Raw genomic sequence first — 16,785 nt, forward strand, 5'->3', positions numbered from 1 at the left:
GGGGACGAACTTGTGTCCACCGCATGATCTGGGAGGCCCCGTTGGCCGGTAAGCACTGCAAGCGTTCGCCGATTCAGACTGAGGTTGCCAAGCGCGGAGGCACGGGCCTCGCTGCAGCAGCCCTCACCGTCACCGGCTTGTCCACCGCCGTCGTGACCGGTACGACCGCAGCGGTTGCGCCGAACGTGCAATTGATGGCGCTGGTCTCCGCCGCCAACTCCACGTCGCAGTTCTTCGCCGGCTCGTCTTACTACGGCCAAGATTGGACCGAGATCTACGGCGGTCAACAAGTCGTGCCGTTCTTCCAGGGTCCGCAAGGCATCGCAGATGCGATCACGAACGTCGCATTCGAGGACGACAGCACGGGGGTGACGGGTTCTGGTTGGGGCGCAGGACAGGCTGGCACCGCCTTGGGCATCATCGCCGCAAACGACGCAGCGAACCCTCCCGGCGAGGACGACGTACTTCCCACCATCGGGCTCGTCATCCTTGACAACAACACCAACCGTGCCGGCGGCGGCTTCTGGACTACCTACCCTCAGTTCGCGCCGCTGCTGTTGACGACGGCCGACCCCACGCCGAACAATCTTGACGTCACGGTGTTGGACATCGCCTACGAGTACAACATCAACTCGGATGCACCCGTCGACCCGCTCAATCCATTCGCCTTGGGTAATAGCTTGGCTGCCTACGCGTTCGGATACGGGGCCGAGTCCAGAACGCTGAACATCACGCAGGATGAAGCCGGCGCCACTCCGGTGTACACCGAACCGGACGGCACAGAGGTTCCTTTGCAGCCGGGATATCACTATGTCGTCGATAGTGATGGCTTCATCGCATCTGAGGACAAACTGCCGGTTAACCCGGACGGATCTTCTGTCACCACTACCTACATCACCGTCGACAGCGGCAACCTGCCGCTGACGCGCCCGCTGCGGCTCATTCCTGGCGGCGACATCCTGGCCAACGCGATCGATCCGCTCATGACCGACCTCGTCAACGCCGGCTACAATGACGGCCTGGGGCAAGAAGACAACCCGGCGATTCCGGAGAATCCGACCGTCACCCGGCCGTGGCAGCCGTTCTCGTCGCTGTCGGCGTTGGATGCGGGCGATCTGCAGGATGACGTTGAAGACGGCGCTACCGCCGGCGCCACCACGGCGTTCGAGAACATCGGCAACCCGTCGAACTTCATCACCAAGCCCATCGGTGAGATCGGCCAGCTGCCGTTCCTGTCGACGCTGACCAACTCGTCGGTAACGCAGACCGGCCTGACCACCAACAAGGCTGCGTCCGCGCCACAAACAGCTGCTACAGGGTCGAACAGCGAACGGCCTCGGCCGCTGAAGAAGGCCGCTGACGACTTCAACTCGTCACTGAAGAAGTTCGCGGAGAGCCTGCACAAGAAGGCGCCCGCATCGTCCGAGAACGACAACGAAGGCTAGACCGCGGCGGATCCTCGCCGCGGCGCTTATCGTCACGCTTGTGGCCTCCGCACTCATTGTCGCTATCCGGACGCAGCAGCGTCGGCTCATCTACTTCCCGACGCGTGACCCGGTGCCCTCGGCCGCGGCATATTTCCCGGGCGGTCGCGACGTCGTGCTCGACACCGAGGACGGCAAGCACCTGGGCGCTTGGTATCTAACGGCGCCGATCGGAAAACCGGGCCCGGCTGTCGTGGTGTTCAACGGCAACGGGGGGGACCGGTCGGGTCGGGCGATGCTCGCTGTCGGCCTGCAGCGGCTCGGCATGTCGGTGCTGCTCTTCGACTACCGCGGATACGGCGGCAACGACGGCACCCCGTCGGAGAAGGGCCTCGCCGCCGACGCGCGCGCTGCGCAGGCCTGGCTGGCCGCACAGCCCGAAGTCGACCCCGACCGCATCGTCTACTTCGGCGAATCCCTCGGCGCGGCAGTCGCCATCGGTCTATCGCTGGAGCGGCCGCCTGCCGCATTGGTGCTCCGCTCTCCGTTCACGTCGCTGGCCGAAGTCGGCAAGGTCCATTACCCATGGCTGCCGGTCGGTTGGTTCCTGCTCGATCGCTTCCCGTCGATCGACCGGATCGGCTCGGTCACCGCACCGGTGATGGTCGTCGCCGGTGACCGCGACGACGTCGTGCCGGAGCCCCTCAGCAAGAAGCTGTACGACGCGGCCCCCGACCCCAAGCGCTACCTGCTGGTGCCCGGCACCGGACACAACGACCTGGTGCTCGCCGGCGGCGACCGCGTGATGGACGAGGTCGGGAGGTTCCTGTCAGAGGCGAAGGTGCTCTAGCGATACTGAACGGGTGAAACCCGCGATCTGTGAACAGTTCGGCATCGACTTCCCGCTCTTCGCCTTCAGCCACTGCCGCGACGTCGTCGCCGCGGTGACCAACGCCGGCGGCTTCGGGGTGCTCGGCGGAACGGCCTTCACACCCGAACAGCTCGACCAGGAACTGTCGTGGATCGACGACCAGGTGGGAGACAAACCCTACGGCCTCGATCTGATCGTGCCCGCCAAGTTCGAGGGCAAGGGCGAGAAGATCAGCTCCTCGGACCTCGCCGCGCGCATTCCCGACGAGGTGCGCGGATACGTCGCCGACATCCTCGCCGCGCACGACATCGAGTCCGATCCCAAGCCGTTCATCGGCGGCTCGTCGCTGGCCGGCACCACCGGCCGTGAATTGCTCGAGGCGGCCATGAGTCATCCGATCAAGCTCATCGCCAACGCGCTCGGTGTGCCGCCGGACTACATGATCGACGCGGGCAAGGAGCGCGGCATCCCGGTCGCGGCACTCGTCGGCGCCAAGGAGCACGCCGCCAAGCAGGTCGCCGCGGGCGTGGATCTGATTGTGGCGCAAGGCACCGAGGCCGGCGGGCACTGTGGCGAGGTGAGCACGATGGTCTTGGTGCCCGAGGTCCTAGAAGCTCTGGCGGCCATCGGCAGTCAAATCCCCGTGCTGGCCGCAGGTGGCATCGTCACCGGCAGGCAGATGGCGGGGGCCGTCGCGATGGGCGCAGACGGAGCGTGGACCGGATCCGTGTGGCTCACCACCGAGGAAGCCGAGACGGCACCGCATACCAAACAGAAGTTCCTCGCGGCGACGTCGCGCGACACCATCCGCTCGACCGGCCGCACGGGAAAGCCCGCGCGACAGTTGGTTTCGGACTGGACGAACGCCTGGGCGCCGACGCCGGGTGGCCATGAGACGCTGCCGCTGCCGCTGCAGTCCATGCTGTGCGAGCCGGTCATCCGCCGCGTCGATGTTCTTGCCTCGCAGGGGCATCCGGGCGCTCAGGCGCTGTCGACCTACTTCGTCGGGCAGGGCGTGGGCCTGATGAACAAGGTCAAGCCGGCGCGCGAGGTCGTGCGCGAGTTCATCGAGGACTATCTCGCTGCGACCGAACGGCTGAACAACTCGCTACCCGACTGACCACTCGATCACGGGCGGTCGCACCGCCGCGCACAGCGGCTGCCCCTTGGCGTCGGTGAGCTTGAGCCGGCCGACGAGCAGCCCGGACTGAGCGGCTTCCGCGAGGACCTCGGCGGGCACTCCGTCGAGCATCAGCTTGGCTCGACGGAACATCTCCAAGCGACCGTTGCCGCCGGCGCTGCCCCAGTCCAGGTAGATGAACCTATCGCCCGGTCTGCCCTGGATGTACGGGCCGCGGACGTCTGATCCGTTCACCTCGCAGTCGATGGTCCACGTCACCTCGGCTACGTCGGCGGGTTGCAGGTTCAGCAGCTCGGGCGGTCGGCGCCTGGTCTGCATGCCGACGTGGACGTTGGCGTAGCCGGGGAAGTTGTGGCCGGACGGGCAGTCGCGACCGGGCAGGTCGGTGCCGACGATGCGTATCTGCACCCACCCATTGTCGTCGACCAGCGATTTCGGCGCGTTCACGTGCGCTCAGCGTCGATTGGCGCGCCGAAATCGCAATCAGTCGGTGAAGGTGATGCGCACCGAGATGGGGTCGCTCTGCAGCGCGCGCATACCCAGCGCGGTAGCCGACTGGCCGAGCTTGCTGTTGCCGCCGAAGCTGCGGGCCCTGGCGACGACGTCATCGTCGGGCGCGAACGCCGCAGTGCCGGTGCGCCATTCGTTGTTGATGCGCACTCGAACCTCCGGGTTGGCCGTGATGTTGTGCGCCCAGCCGGCGCGCTTACCGTGCTGGGAGACGACCCAGACGCCGGTTGCGTCGGCGCGCCCGGTGAGCGGGACGCGACGCGGCTGGCCGGTCTTCGCGCCGGTGGTCTCCAGTTCCACGGTCGACGAAGCCCGAATGCCGATCCTGTCCAGCGCAGTGATCAACGGATTGACGATCATCCGACCGACCTGCCGCTCGAACTTGAACTTGCGAAGCGCCTTGCGGGAATCAGTGGTTGCCATGATCACCGACAATAGTAGAACAATCATTCAAGTACAACAGTCGGCCTGAAACCACCGGTCAGATGACATGCTCATCGCATGAGCGGCGTCCCCGAAACGAGATTCGTGCGCGACGGTCACGCCGACATCGCTTATCAGGTTGTCGGCAAAGGACCGGATCTGCTGTTCGTTCCGGGACCGCAGCATCCGATCGACCTGATCTGGGACGAGCCGGAGGTTTCGGGCCATCTTCGCCGGCTCGCGTCGTTCACTCGGTTGATTTTGACCGACCTCCGCGGCAGTGGCAGCTCGGACCATGTGGAGATCGCGGATAACCCCGTGATGCAGTCGTGGGTCGATGGGCTGGTCGCCGTGCTTGACGCCGCCGATAGCCAATCCGCCTCGGTCTTCTCGCATGCGGGAGCCGCGCTGCCGATCATGCTGCTGGCGGCGAGCCATCCCGATCGAGTGCGTTCACTGGTGCTGTGGAACGCCTACGCACGGTTTAATCGCGCATCCGATTACCCCGTCGGCGTTCCCGAGCATGCGCTGCCGGGTTACATCGACAACTATGTGAACGCGCTGGGAACCGGTGCGATGGTTGATATCTCGGCACCGAGTTGGGCGGGCGATGCGGCAAAGCGGCGGTGGTGGGCGCGAAGCGAACGGCTCGCCGGGGGCCAAAACTATTTCAGAAGGGCGCTGAACTATTTCATGCGCACCGATCTCCGGCCCGTACTCGAAAGCATCCAAGCTCCGACCTTGATTCTGCGCCGGCGCAACGAGCGTGAGGTCCGTCGCGGCCACGCCCTCACTCTCCTCGAGCGGATACCGAATGCGCGGCTGGTGGAGTTGGACGGCGAAGATCACATGTGGTTCGCAGGCGACGGGGACGCCGTAGTGGATGAGATCGAGTCGTTCATCACCGGCGAGCGTCGCGCGAAGCCGTCGAACCGCGTGTTGTCGACGGTGCTCTTCACCGACATCGTCGGGTCGACGCAGCGGGCGGCGCAAGCCGGCGACGCCGCGTGGACGATCACCCTCGCATCCCACAACCGCATCGTCGAACAGCACGTGGCGTCCGCGCGGGGAAAGGTCGTGAAGTTCACCGGCGACGGCGCGCTCGCAACCTTCGACGGTCCGGCCCGAGCTATCGAATGCGCCTGCGCGATGCGCGATGCGTTGCAAGACCTCGGCTTACAAGTTCGTGCCGGCTTGCACACCGGCGAAATCGAGATGGCCGCCGCCGATATTCACGGAATCGCTGTCCACGTCGCCGCTCGCATCATGGGGCTCGCAGGCGCTGGCGAGGTTCTGGTATCGAGCGTGATGCCGCCGCTCGTTCTCGGTTCACGCATCGAGTTCGACGACCGCGGCACTCACGAACTCAAGGGTGTTCCCGGCTCCTGGCCCGTCTTCGCCGTGCGCGGTTGACGTCACAGCATTCGCCGCAGTTGGCCGTCGCGCCGGACGACTGTGTGGCTCAACACCAACCCGACGTGTACCGCGATGACAGCCAAGAGGATAAATTGAGCGGCGATGTGCGCCGCAAGCCAATCGTCTCCGGTCGCGATCAGCAGCAGACCCGTTCCCGGAACCACGAACAACAACGTGAGCAACAGCTTCTCCAGCGCCGCTTCGAGCCGTCGCTCACCGGGGCGGAGGTATGGAGCCCATGGAGGTAGGGGAGCCGCGGCCCGCCACGACACCCGCAGAAGCCCGAGCGTCACGACCGAAAGGCCAAGGAGGACATGGATTTCCGGTAGCGAAACGCCGTCTGCCAGGAGGCCACCGGAGAACACGTCGGAGAACGCCGCCGACACATAGTCGTCCTCGCGCGCGTCCAAGTTGTCCTCCAGTCTGTCGATCTCGTCCTTGAACGCGTCCTCTGCCGCGTCGCCCTGCTCCTTGGCTCGGTCCTTGCCGGCGTCCTCGAGAGCGTCGATGCGATCCTTCTCGCGATAGAAGGCCTCATCGTCGCCCTCCATGGTCCAGCCGACCAGAAACTGGCCGAGGATCGCGAACACCGTCAGCCAGTGCAGGGTCTCGGTGACGGCGCCGTAGCCGTGGTCGCCGTTTCCCAGGGGCATAGACCGACGTTAGCGAGCAGCCGCCAGCATTCATTCGCCGATCGTGCAGTTGTTGTACATGACGCGCAGGTAAGCCCGCAAACAAGTGCACGCTCGCCGCGACGACGTCGAAGACGCGTGAGTCAGTCGACTGCCAGCGGCAGCCGGACCTCGAACCGCGCTCCTGTGTCCAGGTTGCGCGCGGACAGCGTGCCCCGATGCGCCTGCACCAAACCGGCGGCGATCGCAAGGCCAAGGCCGGATCCGCTCGGCAGCGACGCGTCCGAGCGCGGCACCCGGCCGTTCGACCCGCGGTACGCCACGTCGAACACCCGTGGCAGGTCTACTTCGTCAATGCCGACACCGGTGTCATCTACGCGGGCCCACGCACCGTTCTCGTCGCAGCCCAGTGCCAGCTCCACCTTGCCGCCCTCCGGGGTGTGCGCGATTGCGTTGGCGACCAAGTTCGACAGCACCCGCACCAGCGCGCGGTCACTGCCGACCACTCGCACCGGGTCGGTGGGCAGATCCGCCGTCAGCACCACGCCGGCGCGCTCGGCCGCGATGCGATGCGCCGACATCACATCGTCTACGACCTCGTCGAGCGCTACCTTGTCGAAGGCGGGCTGGACCGCACCCGCGTTGATCTTCGACATCTCGAACAGATCGTCGACCATCTCGGAAAGCCGAATCGACTCCTGTTCGATGTGTTTGGCGTGATCGCGAACCTCGTCGTCGGCGACCACGCCGTCGGCGATGGCCTCCGACACGGCGCGGATACCCGCCAGCGGCGTACGCAGGTCATGGCTGACGAAGGCGACCAACTGTCGTCTCGACACCTCGGCGGCCTGCTCCGAGTCGCGGATCTCCTGTTCCCACACCGTCCGGCGGGCCTGATAGCGCGCCATCATGATGGCGGCGGGGATCGTCACGATCGACACGATGACCAGCACGACGGCGATCCGCTCGAACATCCCGGTCACCATGAACCCGCTTGCGCCCAAAACTCCGGTGAACGTGGCGATCGTCGGGATCAACACAAGCGCGACCATGCTGACCGCCAGCGACCACGACCGAGCCAACTTGATGATCAGCGCGCCCGCGAGCACCACCGGGACCGAACACGCCAGGGCCCACCCGGCGATCTCCCAGAGTTCGTGCGGCGGCATTACCCGGTCTGCTCTACCCGCGACCGCTCATCGCCGCCCCACAAATATCCGCGGCCCCACACCGTCTGCACCCGATGCTGGTCACCGAGCTTGGAACGCAGGCGCTTCACGTGCACGGTCACCGTCGACAGGTCACCGAAATCCCACCGCCATACCTGCTTCAGCAATTCCTCGCGCGAGAAGACCGTGTCGGAGTGCGTCATGAAGAACAGCAACAGCTCGAACTCGCGATTGGTGAGGCTGACCGGCCTGCCCCGCACTGTCACCGACCGCGACGCAGCCGACACCTTCAGCTCACCCACGGAGAGCTCCACCGGCGACACCCCGACCGGTGTGGGCGCCCGGCGCAGCACGGAACGCACCCGCAGCGCCAGTTCGCGCGGGCTGAACGGCTTGGTCAGATAATCGTCGGCACCCGCCTCGAGCCCCGCGATCCGATCGTCTTCCTCGCCGAGCGCGGTCAGCAGAATGACCGGAATCGTGTGGTCACCGCGCTGGCGGAGGCTTCGGCACAGCGCCAGGCCGTCGGGGCCGGGCATCATGACGTCGAGCACCGCTACGTCGATACGCTGCGTGCCGAGCAGGCGAAGCGCTTCGTTGCCGTCCCGGGCGACAGCCACCTCGAGGCCGTCGCGTTCCAGATAGCGGCGCACGACATCGCGCACGACGGTGTCGTCGTCGGCAATCATTACGCGCGTCACAATTTCGAGGTTAGCTGCGTGGGAGCCACTACCTGGGCCGATGTCACCCTTTTGTCACCGTTGGCCTTGGTAGCTGCCAGCCTGCTGGCCTAGCGTCGATTGGTATGGCCGACGGTTCCGTCACGGTGGTGCTGCCCTGTCTCAACGAAGCTGCCTCCCTTCCCGGCGTGCTTGCCGCTTTGCCGGATGGGTACAGGCCACTGGTGGTGGACAACAACAGCACAGACGGCACGGCCGAGGTCGCGCGCCGGCTCGGGGCCCATGTAGTGGCCGAACGTCGACGCGGATACGGCTCGGCCGTGCATGCGGGGGTGGAGGCGGCTACCACACCGATCGTCGCAGTTGTGGACGCCGACGGTTCGCTGGATCCCGCTGATCTACCCGCGTTGGTCGACGAACTCGACCGTGGCGCCGACATGGCGATCGGTCGACGACGGCCGGTGCCGGGCCTGCACTGGCCTTGGCACGCCCGGTTGGGCACCGCGGCGGTGTGCTGGCGACTGCGCAGCCACTACGGGCTGCCGGTTCACGACATCGCGCCGATGCGCGTCGCCCGGCGCGAACCTCTGCTGGCGCTCGGCGTCACCGACCGCCGCACCGGATACCCGGTCGAGCTGATGGTGCGAGCCGCCGAGGCAGGCTGGACGGTGGTCGAACGCGATGTGCCCTACGGACCGCGCACCGGCGGCAAGTCGAAGGTCAGCGGGTCGCTTCGCGGTAGCGTCCATGCGGGATTGGACTTCTGGCGGGCGATCGCATGATCCCGGTGACGTTGGTGGTCATCGCGAAGGCGCCGGTGCCCGGGTTCGCCAAGACGCGGCTGGCAGCGGCGGTCGGCGACGAGGCGGCCGCCGACATTGCAGCGGCGACGCTGTTGGACACGCTCGACGCCGTCGATGCAACACCGGTACAGGACACGGTGGTGGCTCTGACGGGAGACCTCAGCAGGGCCAGTGGCAGTCGCCAGATCCGCTCGCGGTTGGGCGACGTGCAGGTGGTCGAGCAACGCGGCGACGACTTCTCGGCGCGACTGGCCAACGCGATCGCCGACGCCGCGGTGGTTGCGGGCCCGCATCCCGTTCTGTTGATCGCATCGGACACCCCGCAGGTGACCCCCGATCTGCTCGCCGACTGCGCGCAGGCGCTGCTGGAAACCGACGTCGTGCTCGGTCTGGCCCGCGACGGTGGCTGGTGGGTGCTCGGTGTGACGGAGCCGGCAATGGCCGACTGCCTGCACGCGATCCCGACGTCGCGATCGGACACCGGGCCGGCGACGTTGGAGACGATGCGCGGCAACGGTTTACGCGTGAAGCTGGTTGCCGAGCTGTCTGATGTCGACACCGTCGACGACGTGAGCATCGTCCGTGCCGGGTGCAAACCCGACAGTCGATTTGTGCGGGCGATCCAGGCTGCGGGGCTCTGACGTGCTTGGCAACCTCTACGACCGGGCCTTGGACGGCGAGCGGTGCTGGGTGCGCCACGACGACGGCCGGCTTCTCGCGCTGCCGGTGCGCAGCTGGCTTGGCGGTCAGCACGCCGACCGTGGTTTCGACAACGCGATTCTCGGGCTGTGCACCGGGCCGACGATCGATCTGGGTTGTGGCCCGGGCCGTTTGGTGGCGCGGCTCGTCGAGCGAGGCGTGCCCGCGCTCGGGGTCGACCAATCCGCCACCGCGATCGGGCTGGCGCGGCGCAGCGGCGCACCCGCGCTGCTGCGCGACGTGTTCGATCCGCTTCCCGGCATGGGGCGGTGGCAGACGGTCCTGCTGGCCGACGGCAACGTCGGGCTCGGCGGCGACCCGTGGCGGGTGCTGCGGCGCGCAGGCGAGCTGATGAAGCGCGGCGGTCGTTGCATCGCCGAGTTCGATTCGGAGAGTTCAGGTGTCAACTCCGGGTGGGTGCGGTTGGAGTCCCGCAGGCAGATCGGGCCGTGGTTCCGGTGGGCATCGGTCGGTGTCGACTGCGCGGCCAAACTGGCCGACGACGTCGGCCTTGTGCTGTCGGACATCCACCCGATCGGAAGCAGGGTGGTCGCTAGTCTGGCGGCGGCTTAGCCCGGCGCGACAGCACCGAGCGGAGGGCGTACACGACGGCGCTGACAGCGAACATCGCCGCGGTCAACAGCAGCCAGCGGCTCAGGAACCCGTCCTGTGTCTGCCCGGTCGCCGCCCTGTACGCCAAGCCGCCCTGCTCGATGATCCCGGGCAGGAAGACCAGCAGCGTCAACGCGGCGCCGAGCGCAGGTATCCGCACGTGGTTCAGCGCCGAGATCGACTTATCGGTACGAGGCCGAATACGACTGCCTGCGAACAGGATTCGGTCGACGAACGCATAGAGCGGAAACAGCACGAGATCGTGGGCGACGATGGCCGCGGCGAACCACACCAGGATCGACTGCCACCACGCGTTCGGGTTCCACAACGTGACCGGCTTGACGGTGGCCAGCACGTAACCGAACAGCGCGAAGCCGGCGATCAACGTCAACAGGTGAAGCGGGCTCGAGCCGTATACCGACCGGAACCGTTCCAACGCCGTGCGCATGTCAGCCCGCCCTGAAGTCGATCGACGCCACCCACTTGGTGTTGTGCACACCTGGCAGGCCCGGCACGATGATCCGCGCCGGGTAGCCATGGTCCGGCGACAGGTCGGCGTCGTTGACCCGCAGCGCCAGAAGGGAATCGGGGTGCGTCACCTGATTCGACTGCAGCGTCGCCCGGTTGAATCCGCCGCGGCGCTCGACCGACCGCACGAACGCCGAGACCGGCTCGGGAACGCCTGCCAGGGCAGCGAGATCACGCAGCGGCACACCGGTCCACGTCTCGGTCGTCGACCAGCCTTCGACGCACGCGATCGGCAGCACCGCGGTGTGCTGTGGCATCGCGCGCAACGCCATGAGGTCGATCGTCGTCGGTGACGGGCCGCCGGTGAGGGTGAGCCGCCATCGTTCGCCGGTGGCTTCCGGTGTGATGCCCGCAGCCCATGCCGTGCGGTTGACCTGGAAATCGTTGGGACCGTCGCCGCGGCTGCGTCCCCGCGGCAGCAGAAGCGCCGCCTTGCGGGTGACGCCCCCGATCGTCTGGCCGGCCGTGATGACCGCCATGAACAGCGCGCCACCGCCGACCAGAGCCAGTGCCCCGCGACGGCTGATCGTTGGCGCGGCCGGGTTCTCCGGCGCCAGTCCGTCCGGCACGAACGGCTCGGCGATCGTGTCGGCACGCTTGGTACGCAGGACATTCCGCATCGACATGGATCGCAGCCCCGCCCACATCCGTGGGATTTTGATAGCGATGTGAATGACGAAACCGGCGATGAACACCCAGGCGCCGTAGTAATGGGCGGTGTAGAAGCTGAAGCCGAAGATGTAGTCGTACTGGATGTTCAGCACGCCGGTGATGATTTCGAACAGGATTCCGCCGACCAGCATCAGCAGCGAAATCCGTTCGAGCAATTGGGCTATCGACCTGGCGGGTGGCCACACGAACAGGCGCGGTATCACCGACCACAGCTTGGCCAGCACCACTGGAATCAGGATCAGCCCCAACCCCACATGCAGGCCCTGATTGAGCCGGTAGATCCAGGCAGGCTCGGTGGGCCAATCGAAGGTCGGAAGCTTCAACCACCCGACGTCGCCGGGGATCGCCTGTGCGAACTGCGGGCCGTAGGCGATATAGGAGAGCAGCCCGGTGATGATCACGATCGGCATCGTCACCAGCAGGACCGAGCCCAGCACCGAGGTCAGCCACAGTCCGCGCAATGGGCTTCGCCAGCGCGCAAGCAGTCTGGTTCCCGGCGGGGGATGGGCGGCAAGACCCTGCCACAGCGCGCGCGGTGACCCGTATCCGGCCTCGTCTGACGGCTCCGTCCGTCGGTTCTCTTCCGACGGCGGAGTGGGACTCGCCGGAGGAGGCGTCGTCATGGCAGCAGTATCCCCTCAAGCCTGGGTCTCGATCTCGGCTCGCGGAGAATTCGTCGAGGCGCTGGCTTCACCAGTTGGTCAGGATCACACTGTTCAGCACAATGGCACCGATGACGTTGAGGCTCAGCCAGAAGCGATATGACTGGGGCGGCAACAGCGCAGCCGCCGCGGTGAGCCACATGGTGAACGGCAGCCAGATGCGTTCGGTTTCGGCCTTGCTCAGCATGCTCAGGTCGGCGAAAAGAATGGCCAGCAGAGCGCCGATCACCAGAACGCGGAGCCCAGGGGTTCTCCGTATCGCCGCTTTGTCGAACGCCCGGCCGATACCCGCGACGCTGCCGAGCCCGATCGCACACACCACCGACGCGAAGTTCGCCCACGACCAGTACTGGAACGGTCTATCGAGCGCTATACCCTGCCAATAACGTTCCTGCACAAGCTGATAGCCGTCAAACCACCAGAAGCCGAAGGCGAAGAACACGCCGACCACGAAACCGGCCATCAGTGCGGCGGGGATCAGTGTGCGCAACGCGGTATGCCAGTCGATGCTGGTGATCAGCACGGCCATCGCCAGGAACGCGATCAGCGCTAGCCCGTAGTTGAGGAAGATCGCCCAGCCCAGAAGCACGCCGGACCCGCCTGCGACCAATAGCGGCACCCGCACCTTCTGCCGTGCCGCCAGCGCAAGCAGGGCGATGCCCCATGCCGCGACGCCGGCGAAATACCCGTCGGCCGAAACGGCGACCCAGATGGCCGTCGGCGCGACGGCCACGAACGGCGCGGCCAGCCGGGCGGTTTCCTCGTCGGCGACGGCGCGCACCGTGACGATGATCGCGGCAGCGGCGCTGGATCCGACCAGCAGACACAGCAGCCCGGCCCAGGCGCCGCCGCTGAGGCCGAGGCGGTCCAGCCAGACGAACGTCACCAGCGCGCCGGGGGGATGGCCGGACACGTGGGTAATCCAGGAATCCGGCTGATAGTCGAGGATTCTGCGGGAAAAGCTGCTGAGCGCCTCGGGGATGTCGTCCACGGTCGGCACCTGGCGCACGTACTCGTGACGGGCGGTGAGGCGGCTGGCGAAACCGCGCTGCCAGCCGTCGATCATGGCCAGCGAGAACGCCCAGGCGCACGACGTCGCCCACGTCGCCAGCGTCAGCGCCCGCCACGGCAGCCGCTGTGCGAGGGTCGGGCCCCACAGCACCGCAGCGGTACCGATCAGAATGGCGGCCGGCGTGCCCCACCCGACGTGGACCTTCCACCACCCGAAGATCGGCGCCACCCCGGCGAAGTCGCGAAAACGCTCGGGTGTGGCATTGATCAGCGGTGTGACGATGCCCAGCCGCAGGTGCGGTACCACGAAGGCTGCGACGAGCAGAACGACGGCGACAACGACGGCCACGACGTCTCTCCGAGCGACACGCATTCTCGCCAGCGTAAGGGCAGTTCCTTGGCGGCAGTCGCCCAGCACCGCACGCTCACGTGTGAGGCGATTTGAGTGCGCGCGAAAAAAAGACAGGCGACGGCCGCCGTCGCTGCTGTCTGATAGGACCGTGACCGAACCCCTCTTCTGCAGCATCGAACTCGGCCAGCGCATCGAGCGCGCCGAGGCGCAACTGATCGCCGCAGGCACCGAAGCAGCGATCCGCCGTAATCCCGGACGCCCGTTCGTGACGCCGATCGCCGGTGGGTTCGCGTGTTTCGGTGACGACGGCGCACCGTTCAACAAGGTTGTCGGGCTGGGATTCGGTGGGGTGCCCTCCGAGGCTTCGCTCGACGACATCGAATCGGCGTACGCGGCGAGGGGCGCCGCCGTCCAAGTGGAGCTGGCCCACCTGGCCGATCCCGAGGTCGGCATCGTGCTGACCGGCCGCGGCTATCGGCTTGTCGCGTTCGAAAACGTGCTCGGGCGTCCGCTACGCGGCGGTGAGGCATCGCAGGGCCATGCAGAGGTACAGGTGCGGCAGTGCGACGAGGACGAACTCGACGCGTGGCTGGACGTGGTGGTGAGTGGCTTCGCGAATCCGGACGACCAAGGCGTGGCCACGCACGAGGACTTTCCCAGGGAGATCGTCGAGCGCGCCGAACGTGATCTCGTCGCGGCAGGTGCGCTGACCTATTTGGCGCGTAGGGAGGGTGTGGTGGCAGGCGGGGGTGGCTTGCGGGTCACCGACGGCGTCGCGCAGTTGGTGGGTGCGGCCACCGCGCCGGAACACCGCAGGCGGGGCGTGCAATCCGCCCTGCTGGCGACGCGGTTGGTCGACGCGGCACGCGCCGGCTGCGACATCGCCGTCGTGACGACGGCACCCGGGTCGAAGTCGCAGCAGAACGTGCAACGACAGGGCTTTCACCTGCTCTACACCCGCGCCGTCCTCGTGAAGGTTACGGAATAAACAGTCCATAACCAGCGTAGTATCCGGTTATGGCACGTCCCCGCACATTTGACGAAGGCGACGTCATCGTCGCCGTGCGAGACGAGTTCTGGAAGCGCGGCTACGCCGCCACATCGGTCGACGACCTGACGGCCGCAACCGGTTTGGGTAAGGGCAGTCTCTACGGTGCGTTCGGCGACAAGCGCAGCCTCTACCTCCGCGCGCTCGACGGCTACATCGGTTCGTCTCTGGATGACGTTCGCGCGAGCCTTCGCGACCCGGCTTTCAGCGCCTACCGGCGGCTCGGGCGGCACATTCGTGGTCAGGCCGGAATGCTCATCGCCGACAAACAGCGACGCGGCTGTCTGATGGCGAAGAGCGCCGCAGAACTCGGCGCAACCGACGCCGCAGTCGAGGCGAAAGTGGCGGATGCGTACAGAGTCTGGCGCACTGAACTCGCCGCTTGCATCAAGGAAGCCCAGCGCGACGGCGACGTCGACGTCGAGCAGGACCCGCAGGCTTTGGCGGGCGCGCTTCTGGCGTTCATGCGAGGTCAGGAGGCTCTGCACAAGGGCGGCGCAACGCCGGCGCAGTTGCGGTCCGCCGCCGACGCGATGGTGTCGCTGATCCCCACCGCGTAGGCCGCAGTGGCGTCAACTCCTGAAGCGACGGCTAAGGTAGCTCGCCTCGTCGAGGGAAAGCGGCGCAAGGTACTCGCCGATGCGCTCGCGCCGCCACCAGACGCGCTCGGACCGCAGTTCGTGCGCGGTGCTGAAGCGGTACCGGTACAGCGTCGCCCTGACATGGGTGGGTGGCGCGTCCGGGAACGGGTTGGTGCGCAGTAGCCGGACGATCGAGGGATCGTTGGCCAACAACCCCTTGCAGAACGGGATCAGCCAGGGTGCAGCGTAAGCCGACGACAGTGGAAGGAACCACATCAGCCAGTCGAGTCGGAGGTGGTACGGACTCCACTGGCGCGGCATTCGCCTCACATCACCGGGCTTCCCCTTGAATTCGTATTCCTGCCAGAGAGTTTCCTCGGTCGGATGAGGTTCGGTAGTACCCTCGACAACCACTTCGTCGCGGGTCCGGCTGATGCTGCCGAACGCGCCGTAGGTGTTCACCGTGTGCAGCGGGTCGAACGAGCTGTTCATGCGTTGCCGCCGCGACAGCAGGTTTCGTGCCGGATACCAGCTGCGAACGAGAACCAGTGCAGCAAACGCGATCACCACGGCGACGTACCAATACGGTTGTGATGCAGGGAGATCAACGGGTGGGCCTAGAGCGAGAACCGTCGTCACGGTGGAAGTGTCGATCACGCTGAGGGCCAGCACGATCGTCAGCATGTTCAGCCACGAGAAGTTCCCCGACAGCACCAGCCAGAACTGGGTCGCGGCGATGATCGCCGCCGCGACGCCGGCGATCGGCTGGGGAGCGAACAATCCGAACGGCACGATCAGCTGCGCGAAGTGGTTACCCGCCACCTCCACGCGATGAAGCGGACGCGGCAGGTGGTGGAAGAACCAGCTGAGCGGGCCGGGCATCGGTTGTGTCTCGTGGTGATAGTCCAGACAGGAGAGGTCGCGCCAGCACCGATCGCCACGCAGCTTGATCAGACCGGCGCCGAACTCGACGCGGAACAGCAGCCACCGTGTCAACCACATCACGAGCACAGGCGGGGCGACGTCGTCGTTGCCGACGAAGACCACCAGCAGTCCGGCCTCCAGGAGAAGGGACTCCCAGCCGAACGAGTACCAGATCTGCCCGACGTTGACGATCGACAGGTACAGCGCCCACAGCGCAAGCCAGACAAGCATGGCCAGCCACAGCGGCACGGCGTCGGCGAGCCCGATCGCCATCGCAGCGGAGACCGCGGCGCCGACCCAGCACACGGCGGCGAAGAAGCGATCGGAGTAGTGAAGGTGGAAGAGGCTTGGTGTCGACCGGAATGTACGGCGCGCGAGATAGTTCGGCACCGGCAGCATTCCGTGCGTGCCGATCAGACCGCGGAACTGTCGCGCCGCACCGACGAAGGCGATGACGTAGACGACGGCTATTCCGCGCTCGAGGACCAGCCTGCCCCACCACCATTCGGGCGCTGCCAGCCAGTCCATCGGTCACACCTCCGTTGGCCGCCTACCCGCGCATCCCGCCCCGAAACAATCAGCGGATCAGCGGATGAGTCCGTGCGATGGCTACATCATGCTCGCCTG

18 protein-coding genes are annotated in these 16,785 nt (G+C 66.5%); 9 read left to right on the forward strand and 9 right to left on the reverse strand.

Annotated features, from left to right (window positions below; genetic code table 11):
- Positions 1 to 23 precede the first annotated feature (23 nt).
- The 3 genes from C6A82_RS03090 to C6A82_RS03100 are packed head-to-tail and all read left to right on the forward strand — an operon-like array spanning position 24 to position 3,415.
- Entirely contained in the window at positions 24 to 1,445 is a 1,422-nt protein-coding gene (locus tag C6A82_RS03090) for a PE-PPE domain-containing protein (RefSeq protein WP_105343054.1), read from the forward strand.
- A gap of 40 nt (positions 1,446 to 1,485) precedes the next feature.
- Positions 1,486 to 2,274: an alpha/beta hydrolase gene (locus C6A82_RS03095; RefSeq protein ID WP_105343052.1), complete on the forward strand. Its 789-nt coding sequence runs from the start codon at positions 1,486 to 1,488 to the stop codon at positions 2,272 to 2,274.
- 13 nt (positions 2,275 to 2,287) lie between these two features.
- Complete coding sequence (locus C6A82_RS03100; protein ID WP_105343050.1) at positions 2,288 to 3,415, forward strand: nitronate monooxygenase family protein; 1,128 nt, start codon at positions 2,288 to 2,290, stop codon at positions 3,413 to 3,415.
- On the opposite strand, the gene C6A82_RS03105 is transcribed toward C6A82_RS03100, so the two are convergent.
- Positions 3,404 to 3,883 carry a DUF5990 family protein gene (locus tag C6A82_RS03105; protein ID WP_311101644.1) on the reverse strand — a complete coding sequence of 160 codons (480 nt, stop codon included), beginning with the start codon at positions 3,881 to 3,883 and terminating at the stop codon, positions 3,404 to 3,406. The two genes, C6A82_RS03100 and C6A82_RS03105, sit on opposite strands and share 12 nt — an antisense overlap.
- Before the next feature lie 36 nt (positions 3,884 to 3,919).
- Positions 3,920 to 4,369 (reverse strand): nitroreductase family deazaflavin-dependent oxidoreductase, encoded by a 450-nt coding sequence (locus C6A82_RS03110; protein WP_311101645.1) that lies wholly within the window; start codon positions 4,367 to 4,369, stop codon positions 3,920 to 3,922.
- Between the two features lie 78 nt (positions 4,370 to 4,447).
- On the opposite strand from C6A82_RS03110, the gene C6A82_RS03115 reads away from it, so the two are divergent.
- A complete protein-coding gene (locus C6A82_RS03115; RefSeq protein WP_105341725.1) occupies positions 4,448 to 5,782 on the forward strand; it encodes an adenylate/guanylate cyclase domain-containing protein in 1,335 nt (444 codons plus the stop codon).
- 2 nt (positions 5,783 to 5,784) lie between these two features.
- Here the strand turns inward: C6A82_RS03115 and C6A82_RS03120 are convergent, their stop codons facing one another.
- The 3 genes from C6A82_RS03120 to C6A82_RS03130 all read right to left on the reverse strand — a co-directional run bounded on the left by C6A82_RS03120 (position 5,785) and on the right by C6A82_RS03130 (position 8,287).
- Positions 5,785 to 6,438, reverse strand: a complete 654-nt coding sequence (locus tag C6A82_RS03120) for a cytochrome b (RefSeq protein WP_105341726.1) — start codon at positions 6,436 to 6,438, stop codon at positions 5,785 to 5,787.
- A gap of 122 nt (positions 6,439 to 6,560) precedes the next feature.
- On the reverse strand, positions 6,561 to 7,586 hold the full coding sequence (locus C6A82_RS03125) for a cell wall metabolism sensor histidine kinase WalK (RefSeq protein ID WP_105341728.1): 1,026 nt from the start codon (positions 7,584 to 7,586) through the stop codon (positions 6,561 to 6,563).
- Entirely contained in the window at positions 7,586 to 8,287 is a 702-nt protein-coding gene (locus C6A82_RS03130; protein ID WP_105341729.1) for a response regulator transcription factor, read from the reverse strand. The genes C6A82_RS03125 and C6A82_RS03130 overlap by 1 nt, the downstream gene beginning before the upstream one ends.
- Positions 8,288 to 8,391: 104 nt before the next feature.
- Here C6A82_RS03130 and C6A82_RS03135 point away from each other — a divergent pair, with 104 nt between their 5' ends.
- Genes C6A82_RS03135 through C6A82_RS03145 form a run of 3 tightly spaced genes read left to right on the forward strand, consistent with a single transcriptional unit; the run spans position 8,392 to position 10,341 of the window.
- Positions 8,392 to 9,048 (forward strand): glycosyltransferase family 2 protein, encoded by a 657-nt coding sequence (locus C6A82_RS03135; protein ID WP_311101646.1) that lies wholly within the window; start codon positions 8,392 to 8,394, stop codon positions 9,046 to 9,048.
- Complete coding sequence (locus C6A82_RS03140) at positions 9,045 to 9,710, forward strand: DUF2064 domain-containing protein (RefSeq protein ID WP_105348850.1); 666 nt, start codon at positions 9,045 to 9,047, stop codon at positions 9,708 to 9,710. The genes C6A82_RS03135 and C6A82_RS03140 overlap by 4 nt, the downstream gene beginning before the upstream one ends.
- 1 nt (position 9,711) lies before the next feature.
- Complete coding sequence (locus C6A82_RS03145) at positions 9,712 to 10,341, forward strand: class I SAM-dependent methyltransferase (RefSeq protein WP_105348848.1); 630 nt, start codon at positions 9,712 to 9,714, stop codon at positions 10,339 to 10,341.
- Here the strand turns inward: C6A82_RS03145 and C6A82_RS03150 are convergent.
- From C6A82_RS03150 to C6A82_RS03160, 3 genes are all read right to left on the reverse strand, one after another.
- Positions 10,322 to 10,828, reverse strand: coding sequence for a hypothetical protein (locus tag C6A82_RS03150; RefSeq protein ID WP_105348846.1), 507 nt, complete (start codon positions 10,826 to 10,828; stop codon positions 10,322 to 10,324). The genes C6A82_RS03145 and C6A82_RS03150 overlap by 20 nt on opposite strands.
- A gap of 1 nt (position 10,829) precedes the next feature.
- Positions 10,830 to 12,203 carry a molybdopterin-dependent oxidoreductase gene (locus C6A82_RS03155; protein WP_105348845.1) on the reverse strand — a complete coding sequence of 458 codons (1,374 nt, stop codon included), beginning with the start codon at positions 12,201 to 12,203 and terminating at the stop codon, positions 10,830 to 10,832.
- Between the two features lie 67 nt (positions 12,204 to 12,270).
- Complete coding sequence (locus tag C6A82_RS03160) at positions 12,271 to 13,626, reverse strand: hypothetical protein (protein ID WP_105348843.1); 1,356 nt, start codon at positions 13,624 to 13,626, stop codon at positions 12,271 to 12,273.
- A gap of 127 nt (positions 13,627 to 13,753) precedes the next feature.
- Here C6A82_RS03160 and C6A82_RS03165 point away from each other — a divergent pair, with 127 nt between their 5' ends.
- On the forward strand, positions 13,754 to 14,593 hold the full coding sequence (locus C6A82_RS03165) for a GNAT family N-acetyltransferase (protein ID WP_105348841.1): 840 nt from the start codon (positions 13,754 to 13,756) through the stop codon (positions 14,591 to 14,593).
- Positions 14,594 to 14,622: 29 nt separating this feature from the next.
- A complete protein-coding gene (locus tag C6A82_RS03170) occupies positions 14,623 to 15,213 on the forward strand; it encodes a TetR/AcrR family transcriptional regulator (RefSeq protein ID WP_105348840.1) in 591 nt (196 codons plus the stop codon).
- A 12-nt stretch (positions 15,214 to 15,225) separates the two neighbouring features.
- Here C6A82_RS03170 and C6A82_RS03175 read toward each other — a convergent pair whose 3' ends face one another.
- A complete protein-coding gene (locus C6A82_RS03175) occupies positions 15,226 to 16,686 on the reverse strand; it encodes a lipase maturation factor family protein (protein ID WP_105348838.1) in 1,461 nt (486 codons plus the stop codon).
- Positions 16,687 to 16,785: the final 99 nt, after the last annotated feature.

This window comes from Mycobacterium sp. ITM-2016-00318 (assembly GCF_002968285.2).
In the GTDB taxonomy this organism is placed as follows: domain Bacteria; phylum Actinomycetota; class Actinomycetes; order Mycobacteriales; family Mycobacteriaceae; genus Mycobacterium.